The 12,266-nt window shown below is 45.1% G+C and carries 10 protein-coding genes and 1 tRNA gene; 9 read left to right on the top strand and 2 right to left on the bottom strand.

Annotated elements, in window-relative coordinates; genetic code table 11:
• The first annotated feature begins 13 nt into the window (after nt 1–13).
• The 8 genes from flgG (at nt 14) to ACFFUV_RS08345 (ending at nt 10,012) form a co-directional block, all read left to right on the top strand.
• Nucleotides 14–802 (top strand): flagellar basal-body rod protein FlgG, encoded by a 789-nt coding sequence (gene flgG / locus ACFFUV_RS08380; RefSeq protein WP_390191161.1) that lies wholly within the window; start codon nt 14–16, stop codon nt 800–802.
• 21 nt (nt 803–823) lie between these two features.
• The gene (gene flgH, locus ACFFUV_RS08375; RefSeq protein ID WP_390191159.1) at nt 824–1,603 is read left to right on the top strand and encodes a flagellar basal body L-ring protein FlgH; all 780 of its coding nucleotides are present in this window, start codon (nt 824–826) and stop codon (nt 1,601–1,603) included.
• Between the two features lie 53 nt (nt 1,604–1,656).
• Nucleotides 1,657–2,748, top strand: coding sequence for a flagellar basal body P-ring protein FlgI (locus ACFFUV_RS08370; RefSeq protein ID WP_390191156.1), 1,092 nt, complete (start codon nt 1,657–1,659; stop codon nt 2,746–2,748).
• 7 nt (nt 2,749–2,755) lie between these two features.
• On the top strand, nt 2,756–3,703 hold the full coding sequence (flgJ, locus tag ACFFUV_RS08365; protein ID WP_390191155.1) for a flagellar assembly peptidoglycan hydrolase FlgJ: 948 nt from the start codon (nt 2,756–2,758) through the stop codon (nt 3,701–3,703).
• 148 nt (nt 3,704–3,851) lie between these two features.
• Nucleotides 3,852–5,726 (top strand): flagellar hook-associated protein FlgK, encoded by a 1,875-nt coding sequence (gene flgK, locus ACFFUV_RS08360; RefSeq protein WP_390191154.1) that lies wholly within the window; start codon nt 3,852–3,854, stop codon nt 5,724–5,726.
• A 14-nt stretch (nt 5,727–5,740) separates the two neighbouring features.
• Entirely contained in the window at nt 5,741–6,934 is a 1,194-nt protein-coding gene (gene flgL, locus ACFFUV_RS08355) for a flagellar hook-associated protein FlgL (protein ID WP_390191152.1), read from the top strand.
• A gap of 402 nt (nt 6,935–7,336) precedes the next feature.
• Nucleotides 7,337–8,476 (top strand): flagellin, encoded by a 1,140-nt coding sequence (locus ACFFUV_RS08350; RefSeq protein ID WP_390191150.1) that lies wholly within the window; start codon nt 7,337–7,339, stop codon nt 8,474–8,476.
• Nucleotides 8,477–9,028: 552 nt separating this feature from the next.
• Nucleotides 9,029–10,012, top strand: a complete 984-nt coding sequence (locus ACFFUV_RS08345; protein WP_390191149.1) for an OmpA family protein — start codon at nt 9,029–9,031, stop codon at nt 10,010–10,012.
• Between the two features lie 94 nt (nt 10,013–10,106).
• Here ACFFUV_RS08345 and ACFFUV_RS08340 read toward each other — a convergent pair whose 3' ends face one another.
• Nucleotides 10,107–10,454 (bottom strand): DUF805 domain-containing protein, encoded by a 348-nt coding sequence (locus ACFFUV_RS08340; protein ID WP_390191148.1) that lies wholly within the window; start codon nt 10,452–10,454, stop codon nt 10,107–10,109.
• A gap of 451 nt (nt 10,455–10,905) precedes the next feature.
• On the opposite strand from ACFFUV_RS08340, the gene ACFFUV_RS08335 reads away from it, so the two are divergent.
• A complete protein-coding gene (locus ACFFUV_RS08335; protein WP_390191147.1) occupies nt 10,906–12,039 on the top strand; it encodes a flagellin in 1,134 nt (377 codons plus the stop codon).
• 134 nt (nt 12,040–12,173) lie between these two features.
• Here ACFFUV_RS08335 and ACFFUV_RS08330 read toward each other — a convergent pair.
• Nucleotides 12,174–12,258 (bottom strand) — tRNA-Leu (locus ACFFUV_RS08330).
• Nucleotides 12,259–12,266: the final 8 nt, after the last annotated feature.

The following is a 12,266-nucleotide window of genomic DNA, read 5'->3' as shown; positions in this document are numbered from 1 at the left end:
TAGGAGATAAATTATGCAACCAGCATTATGGGTAAGTAAAACGGGCTTAGACGCTCAACAAACCAACATCGCAACCATTTCAAACAACTTGGCCAACGCCTCGACCGTTGGTTTCAAAAAAAGCCGCGCGGTGTTTGAAGATTTGTTCTATCAAAACATTAACCAGCCTGGTGGTCAGTCATCGCAAAATACTGAACTACCCAGTGGTTTGATGTTGGGGGCGGGGTCAAAAGTAGTGGCTACGCAAAAAGTGCACACTCAAGGTAATACCCAAACCACGAACAATAGTTTGGATATGATGATTGAAGGCGATGGCTTTTTCCAAATTCTTATGCCAGACGGCAACATCGGCTATTCACGTAACGGCCAGTTTACCGTCAACGATGAAGGGGTCATTGTTACCTCTGGTTCGGGTTACGCGCTGCAGCCTGAAATTGCTATCCCAGAGGATGCGATTAGCATCACCGTCGGTAACGATGGTGAAGTCTCTGTACGTGTACGTGGTCAGCAAGACAACCAAGTTCTAGGGCAGATCACCACAGTTGATTTTATTAACCCAGGCGGTCTAGAGCCTATCGGTCAAAACTTGTACCTGCCAACAGGGGCGAGTGGCGATCCACAAGAAGGTGTTCCAGGGCTTGATGGCTTTGGTGAGGTTCGCCAATCGATGCTCGAAACCTCTAACGTGAACGTGACAGAAGAGTTGGTCAATATGATTGAGGCTCAGCGTGTTTACGAGATGAACTCCAAAGTGATTTCAGCCGTCGATAAAATGATGAGCTTTGTGAATCAGCAGTTATAAGCGTTTTTGAGGATTAAGGTTATGAACCGTTTACTGCCTTTAGTGATGATTGCCTTGATGTCGGGTTGTTCTCTACTTCAACCGCCTGTTGAGAGTGAAGACGTAGTCCGCGGCACAACGACCGTTGATGCGGTTGAAGGTGACCGAGCGAGTCAAGACAGTGCTGGTATTGTGGATACGTTGCGTGGGCGTAGTGATCCTGTGGCGGATGATCCTGCTTGGGCACCTATTCACCCTAAGCATCAGCCCGAGCACTATGCGGCAGAAACGGGGTCTTTGTTCAATGTCGCGAGGTCGGCCAGCTTATACGATGATTCGAAACCGCGTGGTATCGGCGACATCATCACGGTGACGTTAGACGAGGCAACCAAAGCGGCAAAAAGCTCAGATGCCGATCTGTCAAAAAATAACGATGCATCTATGGAACCACTAGAGGTCGGGGGGCAAGCATTAACCGTAGGAGATTATAATTTTTCCTATAACCTCAGCAACGACAATAATTTCAGTGGCAGTTCGGCGGCAAATCAGAGCAATAGCTTAAGTGGTTCTATTTCTGTCGAGGTGATTGAAGTCTTAGCCAATGGCAACTTACTGATTCGCGGTGAGAAATGGCTGACGCTTAACACGGGTGATGAGTACATTCGTTTAAGCGGCACGATTCGTCCGCAAGATATAGATTACGATAACACCATTGCTTCAACTCGAATTTCCAATGCGCGAATTCAATATTCTGGCACTGGAACCAACCAAGATATGCAAGAACCTGGATTCTTGGCACGATTTTTTAATGTCGCTCTTTAGTGATTAGAAAAGTCGAAGTTTTGGCACTGCGACTTAGAGTGAAGGTAAACACGATGAAAAAACTGTTGCTATTAATCTCCAGCTTGATTTTGCTGGCACCGCAAGCGAATGCGGCGCGGATTAAAGACGTTTCTCAAGTCGCAGGCGTACGAAGCAACCAACTTGTTGGCTATGGTCTCGTGACCGGATTGCCGGGGACAGGGGAGTCGACTCCCTTTACCGATCAGAGCTTTAACGCCATGTTACGCAATTTCGGTATTCAATTGCCGCCTGGAACGAAACCTAAGACCAAAAATGTCGCCGCGGTGATCGTGACCGCCACATTGCCTGCTTTTTCAAAACAAGGGCAAACGATAGACGTCACGGTCTCTTCTGTTGGATCAGCGAAAAGCTTGCGTGGTGGTACCTTGATGCAAACCATGTTGAAAGGTCTTGATGGCAGCATCTACGCCGTTGCGCAGGGGAATCTCGTGGTCAGTGGTTTTAGTGCCAATGGCGCGGATGGGTCGAAAGTTGTTGGTAACAACCCTGCGGCGGGTATGATTTCAAATGGTGCGATTGTCGAACAGGAAATCCCAAGTCCATTTAGCCGTGGAGACTACATCACCTTCAATTTATTAGAATCTGATTTTACGACCGCGCAGCGTATGTCTGATGCGATCAATAGTTTCCTCGGCCCGCAAATGGCTTCTCCTGTTGATGCCACCTCAGTGCGAGTGCGAGCACCACGAGATCTTACCCAGCGAGTTGCGTTCCTTTCTGCGGTTGAAAACCTAGAGTTTGACCCCGCTGAAGGCGCGGCAAAAATTATCGTTAACTCTCGCACGGGTACCATTGTTGTGGGGCAGCACGTTCGTCTAAAGCCGGCTGCTGTTACCCATGGTGGTATGACGGTGGCGATCAAAGAGAACCTGAATGTCAGTCAGCCTAATGCATTAGCGGGGGGGCAGACTGCAGTGGTGCCTGATACCGATATCGAAGTGACGGAAGAGCAAGGTAAAATGTTTAAATTTGAGCCGGGCCTTACCCTCGATGACCTGGTTCGTGCGGTGAATGAAGTCGGCGCAGCACCGTCAGATCTTATGGCCATTTTACAGGCACTGAAACAAGCTGGCGCTATTGAAGGCCAACTGATTATTATCTAAGGAGTCGATGATGAACAATGGAAACGACATTGGTTTTATTCATGATATCGCTAACTTAGATAACTTGCGTCGTAAGGCCGTTGGTGGTGATAAAAACAGCGAACAGGCGGCTTTGAAGGCCGCAGCGAAACAGTTTGAAGCGATTTTTACTAACATGCTGTTTAAGTCGATGCGAGATGCTAACGCAACGTTTGAATCCGGACTAATGGACAGTCAAAACCAGCAATTTTTTCGTCAAATGCTTGATGAGCAGCGTGCGAGTGAACTGAGCGATTCGGGGTCGCTTGGGCTGGCCGATATGATTGTGGCGCAATTAAGTACAGGTCAGATAGATGACCCTAATGCGAAAGCGCGTGATCAAGACTTCGGAGCGTTGATGGAAAAAATTGATCAGCGCCGACAAGCTGCGGCAACTGCGGCAAATGATGACCCACTTGTCAATGCGGCAGCTGTTGAAGTCGAGGCGGTGCAGAAACAAGCAGAACCGACGCGTTTTGATTCGCCAGAAGCCTTTGTTTCATCAATGAAACCTTATGCTGAAAAAGCGGCCCAGGTATTAGGTGTCGATTCGTCATTATTGTTGGCTCAGGCTGCACTTGAAACTGGTTGGGGTAAGAAAGTGATTCAAAACAGTCAGGGCAGCAGTAACAACTTATTTAATATTAAAGCGGATAAGCGTTGGGGCGGTGACAAGATGGCGACTCAAACATTAGAGTATCATCAAGGTATCCCTGTGAAAGAGAAAGCGGCATTTCGTTCTTATTCAAGCTATCAAGATAGCTTTAATGATTACGTGCGTTTTCTTCAGCAGAATCCACGTTACACAACGGCACTTCGTCATGATGGCAGCTCGGAGCAATTTATTCATGGCATTCATCGTGCGGGTTATGCAACGGATCCGACTTACGCGGATAAAGTACTCAGAGTCAAAGAAAAAATTGACAAAATGCAGTAACGCCACAGCTTTCCCTCTCTTTAAAAAGCTTGCCAGTTGGCAAGCTTTTATCATTTACAGCGCAGAATAAAACACTTTGGCACACACTTTGCTTTTATCTCTTTAGATACTCAGTAACAGCTGATTTTTAAAGGTTTTCGGGGGCAGTATGGCGTCGGATCTTCTGAATTTGGGTGCACAAAGTGTGCTTACCTCTCAGAGACAATTAAACACCACAGGGCATAACATTTCTAATGTTAATACAGAGGGTTATAGCCGCCAGTCTGTGATTCAAGGCACGAACATGCCGCGTCAATACGGTGGGCAAACCTTCGGTATGGGTGTGCATGTGGAAAATGTTCGCCGCTCTTGGGATCAATTTGCCGTTAAAGAGCTTAACACCTCAACTACCCACTACGCGCGTAAGCTAGACGTAGAGGAAAACCTTGAGATGTTATCGAATATGCTGTCCTCTGTCGCCTCAAAGAAAATTCCTGAAAATCTGAATGAATGGTTTGATTCGGTTAAGTCACTTGCCGATAGCCCAAATGATGTCGGCGCACGTAAAGTGGTACTTGAGAAAGCCGACCTCATTACACAGAACATGAATGACTTCCATGAAACGGTACGTCAGCAATACGATGTGACAAATCGAAAGTTGGAACTCGGCGTTAAACGAATCAACCAGTTAGCGGTTGAGATTCGTGATTTGCACCGTTTGATGATGCGAACCCCAGGCCCACATCTTGATTTAATGGATGAGCATGAAAAGTTAGTCAACGAGCTCTCAGAATATACCAAGGTAACAGTCACGCCACGTAAAAACGCCGAAGGCTTTAATATCCATATTGGTAACGGGCATACCTTGGTTTCAGGAACGGAAGCCAGTCAATTAAAAATGATTGAAGGTTATCCTGATACCCATCAGCACCGTTTAGCCATGCTTGAAGGGAAAGGCATCAAACCCATCACCAGTAAAGATCTTGATGGCAAAATGGGTGCGATGCTTGATATGCGTGATACTCAAATTCCGTACCTCCTTGACCAACTGGGTAAGATGGCCACGTCATTTTCGAATGAAGTGAATGAACTTCAATCTCAAGGTCTTGATTTAAGAGGAAATGTCGGGGGGCTGATGTTTACCGATATCAACTCCGATGTTGTTGCCAAATCACGTGTTGTGACCTCGTCCAATTCACAAGCTGACCTTCGAGTTTACTTAGAAGACACATCGCAAGTGGTCGCGGGTGAATATCAGCTGCAATCTGTGGATGGCGATTATTATGTGACACGTCCAAATGGTGAACTGAGTGAAGCTCAAATGGATGATGGTGACATCGTTATTGATGGCATGCGCATGGAGATCCGGCAGGATCTCGCCGATGGTGAGCGCGTTTTAATTCGTCCTACTCGACGTGGCGCCGCACAGATGAAAATGGAAACCAACGATCCTACGACCATTGCCGCTCAAAGTTACGAGGCATCGACCACGTTCGCGCAAGGAACTGCTGGGTTTGAGATAAAGCAAGCCGGCGAGCTTCGTGAATTTGAAGTAGTCGTTTCTCCAGATGGAACACAATTTGCCGTCACCGACCCTAAAGGTCGTGTGCTGATGCAGCCGCAAAGTTATCCGCCATCAGGGCCTGTCACCGTTCAAGGGACCACCTTTGAATTAACCGATGGGGCGCTGCCGAATGACAAATTTACGGCAAACCTTGTCCCTTCTGAAGGGGACAACGGCAATTTACGTAAAATGCAGAATATTCAAACTGATAAAAAGCTCAACGGTGGTGAGACAACCATTTTGGATGTCTATCACGATCTGAATACAGAAATGGGGCTTAGAAAGTCAACCGCATCTCGTTTGACCGATGTATCACGGTTAGAAAAAGAGGCTGCTCAGGAGCGTATCGCGTCTATCTCTGGCGTTAACCTCGATGAAGAAGCGGCCAATATGATGAAATTTCAACAAGCGTATATGGCATCGTCGCGCATTATGCAGGCGGCAAATGATACGTTCAACACCATCTTGGCACTGAAGTAGGGAGGTCATAAATCATGTTAAATCGAATTGCGAGCTTCCATAATTATCAATCGGTGCAAAATGACTTACGTCGCCAAGAAGCCAAGATTCATCATAATCAGGCGCAATTGGCTTCGGGTAAGAAGTTAATGCAAGCCAGTGATGACCCTTTAGCGACCCACTATATTCAAAATATTGGTCAGCAAAAAGAGCAACTACGTCAGTACATGGATGCCATTGTTCTGACGCGAAACCGTCTTGAGCATCATGAGGTCATCATTTCTAACGCAGAGCAATATGCCGATGAGGCGAAACGCACAGTGATGGAAACCATCAACGGTGCGTTGTCTCCAGAAGATCGTCTGGCTAAAAAGCGCGAGATGGAAGAGATAGCCAATAACTTTTTGAATCTGGTCAATGTCCAAGATGAATCTGGAAACTACATCTTTGCGGGGACCAAACCGAAGAACCAGCCTTTCTTTCGCGATCGTGACGGTAATGTCGAGTATGCGGGGGATGATTACCAACGAAAAATGAAAATTTCCACTAGCTTGGAAATGCCAATCAATGATCCTGGCAGCAAGCTATTCATGGAGATTGATAACCCATTTGGTGATTATGAGCCGCAATACGATCTTAAAGGTGCCTCGGAGTTACTTCTTGAGCGTGCAACCAACATCGACCCTGATGACAATGCCACTTATAAAGTGACCTTTGTTGATATGCCGAATAACAAATACGGTTATCAAATTGAACGCAATGGTTCGGTGGTCGCGGCTGATGAATTTGACCCTAAAGAAGGTATTCAATACGAAGGGTTGAATGTCCACATCAAAGGGCAAATTAACCGAGGCGATGAGATAACCTTAGAGCCGCGTAAGACTTATAGCATTTTTGATACTTTCAAAGATGCCATGGAATACACCACAGGCTCGGTGTCGGATATTTCTAACACCGCTAAGCTACACCAAATTACTGAAGAATTTCATGCGGCATTTATTCATCTGAATAAAGCTCGGACGGATGTCGGTGCCCGCTTAAATACGCTCGATATTCAAGAGCAGCAACATGAAGACTTCAATATGACGCTCGCCAAATCAAAAAGTAATTTTGAGGATTTGGATTATGCCGAAGCGGTGATTGAGTTCAATGAAAACTCAAGAGCACTTCAAGCGTCACAACAAGCTTTTGGTAAAACCAAAGATCTCACTTTATTTAACTATATCTAAATGCGTTCACTCCACGGCCTTATGTGCTAATGCCATATGTGCGGAGTGAACTTGTTGGTAAGTAAATTGGTGAACTGCCGCTGGCAAATAGGCGGCAAAATAAGCGGCAAACTCTGTTGCCGATAGCAAGAAACAATCATTTATTCGCTCAATATACAGACTTAAATAGATGTTAATTTTAGTATAAGTGTTTGAAATTAAATGAGTAAAAAATGATTTTTAAACTTGGCACACATATTGATATAGGTATTACGTAACTTGATTAACCATCTTTGTGTGAACAACGTGTTCGTAAACCGGCAATAGCCAGGTTTTAGCAAGGCATATTTCGGTCAGTGCTTCCAAATGAGATTAAGCTGGCCGCTTCGCAAAGCACTTGCGAACTCACTAGGAGAGCAACCTATGACCATTAATGTAAATACTAACGTTTCAGCGATGACCGCTCAGCGTTACCTAAATAAAGCAACTGGTGACTTGAACACCTCAATGGAACGTTTGTCATCAGGTGCGCGTATCAACAGTGCAAAAGACGACGCGGCTGGTTTGCAGATTTCAAACCGCTTGACGGCTCAGTCTCGAGGCCTTGATGTGGCAATGCGTAATGCTAACGACGGCATTTCAATTGCTCAAACAGCAGAAGGCGCGATGAATGAGTCGACCAACATTCTGCAACGTATGCGTGACTTAGCACTGCAATCGGCAAACGGTACGAACTCAGTGTCTGAACGTACAGCGTTGAACGAAGAAGTTGAGGCACTTCAAGATGAATTGAACCGTATCGCGGAAACCACATCCTTTGGTGGACGTCGCCTGCTTAATGGTTCATTCGGTGAATCATCATTCCAAATCGGTGCCAGTTCCGGTGAGGCAATGATTGTTGCGCTAACCAGTATACGTGCGGATGACTTCCAAATGGGTGGGCAAGCTTTTATCGCTCAAAATGGTCAGAATAAAGACTGGGGTGTCCCTGCTCAATCAAACGACATGAAGTTTGAGTTTACCACCAAAGAAGGGGAAGAGGTCGTATTTGACTTAATCGCAAAACCTGGTGATGACGTGGAAGAACTTGCCACCTATATCAATGGTCAAACTGATCAGCTTCAAGCATCGGTAAACGAGAACGGCCAATTGCAAATCTTCGTGGCTGAGCCAAACATCCAGGGCGAATTGAATATTTCGGGTGGCCTTGCTAGCGAACTGGGTTTAGAAGGTGGTCCTGGGCAAAATGTTACCGTCAATGATATTGATGTGATGACGGTGGGCGGCGCTCAAAACGCTGTCGGTGTGATTGATGCGGCAATGAAGTACGTGGATTCACAACGAGCAGACCTAGGTGCGATTCAAAACCGTTTGAACCATAGCATTAATAACTTAGCCAATATTCAAGAAAACGTTGCAGCATCGAATAGCCGAATCCGTGATACGGATTTTGCGAAAGAAACCACTGCAATGACAAAATCTCAAATTCTGCAGCAAGCAGGGACATCGATCCTTGCCCAAGCAAAACAGTTGCCAAACTCTGCATTAACGTTATTGCAGTAGTAAAAGAGCCTTCATTAACGTGGTCTCAGACGTGAGGTTAATGAAGGATTTCTTGGCAAGCGCGTGGATGATTAGATGGTATAAAGTTCTCTCTCAAACCTGCTTTATATTATTGAATCAACCTTCGCACCCCTAGGTAGTTAAATGTGTCATTTCTCTCGATCTCCACATTGGCTTAGCTACCACCTAGCCCCGGTTCTCTCAAAGGAAAAGGGGCTTTCTTTTTTTCTGCAATTTATTTCCTCGCTGAACCCTTTCAATGCACTTTTCTGTTATCTGGTTCCTTTGATTGAATCATTTATGCTTTTTATTTACGAACCATGTAAATATTTTTCTGCGTATTTATTATTGAGTAATTTATTTAAATCAGATTGTTAACTCTTTAAGCCGTAATATTTGTAAGGAATTTAGAGTAAATATTAACGTTATCAAGTCAGCGGATGGCTAATATTTTCCTATTATAAATTCATACTTATAGAAACTTAGTTTCATATTAAAGGCTTGGTTGTTGCTGAAGCCATTGCCTGCAAACAACTAAAAATAGGTGTGAAGATGAATAAATTAACGACGTTACTTGGTGGGTTTGGGCTTTTTATTCTCTCAGCGCAAACCTACGCCGATGCATATATCGGAGCCAAAATAGGTAAGTCATGGTTAGACGATGCCTGTGTTGTTGGGGAGGCGTGTGATGATGAAGATATGGGCGGTGGGATATTCGCAGGTTATAACCTTAATCCTTATATCGGTATCGAGCTGGGGTATGACTATTTGGGGGAGTTTACCACCGGTGTTTCTGGGGACGGATTGAGTGATGAATCGATTAGCGCGTTTAGCTTAACACCAAAATTGAGTTATCCAGTGCTGGAGCAATTAGCCATATACGGCCGTGCTGGGGGCGCTTATGTCGATTTTGATGGTGATAACCATTGGTCGTTTACCGGAGCGGTCGGTTTTGAGTTTAAAGTCATGACCAAAGGCGCATTGCGTTTGGAGTATCAGACCATTACCGATGTCAACGATCAGAGTTATCGTACCCAAGGCAATTTGATTTCTATCGGATTCATTTATGATTTTGGCGGTAAGCCAACGCCTGTACCAGTGATGATGGAAAAAGAAAGTAAAGAAATCACAACGACGATTATTGAAAAACCACCTCAACCTGTTATCAAAACCTTCGAAGCGCAAAGATTAGATTCAGGGTTGTTCGCCTTAAATAGCGCCAACTTAAAACCGGAAAGTCACGCACGCTTAGATAGCCTAGTGAGTTTTCTTCGAACTTATCCGCAAGCTTCCGTGAATATCATCGGTTATACCGATTCATCCGGTTCTGCAGAGTATAACTTACAGTTATCCGAACGCCGGGCACAATCTGTGGCTAAAGTTCTACAAGAGCGTGGAATTGCTGCTTCACGAATTCGTGCAGAAGGGCGAGGAGAGAGTGAGCCTATTGCTGACAACTCAACGCCTGAAGGGCGTGAGCGTAATCGTCGAGTCGAAATTTTTGTTCCGCCGTTTGAGTACACGGTTGCGCAATAGTTCGTTTCGAACTATCTAAATCAGCCATGGAAGAAAGGATTTAACTATTCAATGGCCAGCGTCGCGTTAAATACGGCGCTGGCCTTTTTGGTGTCTATGAGACTGGCTTCGGACTCGGACCGAAGGCATTATCACCTTGAGTGCCCTCTAAAACCATAAAGAACAGCAGCACTAAGGTTCCTATCACCGGAATTAAGCTCAATAACAACCACCATCCGCTGCGCTCTGTATCGTGCAAGCGACGCATCGAAACGCCAACGTAAGGCAGGAAGACTACTAAGCTATAAACAGGGCTTAAAAAGCTAATCTGCAAGCGGTGCTCTACGAGCCCGAGTACGATACGAATCAGTGTATCGAACAGAACGAACATCCAAAATTCTTTACGTCTCGATCTGCCGTGAAAGCCAAGATAATTCTTAAACGCGAGTAGATACCAATCCATACCTTATTCCTTATTATGTTTTCTAGTGTAACGCCTAGCCAAAGCGAGTTTGAATGCGCGTTTGGTTATGAAGTCGAGCTAATGATTCTTACGGTCTGTGTGACTTCGAAGTGAGGCGTTTTATCATTTTAAAAGGGCACTCATACTGATTAAAAACAAGATTATGGGTAAACGTGTCGCTTATTGTTAGTAACGTGCAATAACTTGTAATGATTATTAACAATCTTGCCCCGGCAGAGCCTGGAAAAACTTGAGCGGTAATTTTCGTTTTTGTGCCAGATATCATTAAATCCGCAAAAAGTATTAGGTTTTTATTAGCGGTGAATTTTTCCTCTAAAGCTTATCAAGTTGGAGTCGTTAACAAGGGTACTTTGAGAGAACTTGGTGATCTGAGACGTCGGAAAGCCAACCCAACTTCCGATTCGTCGGAGAATCCAACAGGAGAATCACTATGGCAGTGAATGTAAATACAAACGTTTCAGCAATGACCGCTCAACGCTATTTGAATAGTGCGAGTAATGCTCAGCAAGCTTCAATGGAACGTCTATCTTCAGGCTTTAAGATTAATAGCGCGAAAGATGATGCTGCAGGTTTGCAAATCTCGAACCGTTTGAACGTCCAAAGCCGTGGTCTTGATGTCGCTGTACGAAATGCAAATGATGGCGTCTCAATTGCACAAACCGCTGAAGGTGCGATGAATGAAACCACTAACATTCTGCAACGTATGCGTGACCTATCTCTACAATCAGCTAACGGTTCAAACTCTAAGTCTGAGCGTGTGGCGATTCAAGAAGAGGTAACGGCACTGAATGATGAACTTAACCGTATTGCAGAGACCACATCGTTTGGTGGTAACAAGCTACTTAATGGTACGTTCGCGACTAAATCATTCCAGATCGGTGCAGATAACGGCGAGGCAGTCATGCTAAGCTTGAACAACATGCGTAGTGACAACACGCAAATGGGTGGTAATAGCTACCGTGCTGAAAATGGTCAAGATAAAGATTGGGCTGTTCAGTCTGGTGCGAATGATTTAACTATCTCTTTGACTGATAAATTTGGTGAGCAACAAGATATCACTATCAACGCAAAAGAAGGTGATGATATCGAAGAGCTAGCGACTTATATCAATGGTCAAACGGATATGGTTAAAGCGTCTGTAGACGAAGAGGGACGTCTGCAAGTGTTTACTGATAACAATAAAGTCGAAGGTGTTGCTAGCTTTGGTGGCAGCCTTGCAGGTGAATTGGGTATTGGTGAAGCACAAGCGGTCACTGTCGATACTTTGGATGTCACAACCGTTGGTGGTGCGCAAGAGTCTGTGGCAGTGGTTGATGCAGCGCTAAAATTTGTTGATAGCCACCGTGCTCAGCTCGGTGCTTTCCAAAACCGCTTTGGCCATGCAATCAATAACTTAGACAACATTAATGAAAACGTCAATGCGTCTAAGAGCCGAATCAAAGACACGGACTTTGCGAAAGAAACCACAGCATTGACGAAGGCTCAAATCCTAAGCCAAGCATCAAGCTCTGTTCTTGCGCAAGCCAAACAAGCGCCAAACGCGGCACTTGGTCTTCTTGGCTAATTATCGCTATAATCCAAAAGCCCAGCATGAGCTGGGCTTTTTTATGTCTATGATTTTAATAAGGACTCGTGGGGGCTTTATTTTCTGAATACGAGATAAAAGAAAACCCAGCGTTTAAGCTGGGTTTCTAATAATGGTGCGGAAGGAGAGACTTGAACTCTCACACCTTGCGGCGCCAGAACCTAAATCTGGTGCGTCTACCAATTCCGCCACTTCCGCATTTATTC

The sequence above is a fragment of the Vibrio olivae genome (genome assembly GCF_042428525.1).
Classification (GTDB): Bacteria; Pseudomonadota; Gammaproteobacteria; order Enterobacterales; family Vibrionaceae; genus Vibrio; species Vibrio olivae.
The sequence above is the reverse complement of the archived record's forward strand: the minus strand, read 5'-3'. Positions and strand labels throughout refer to the sequence as shown.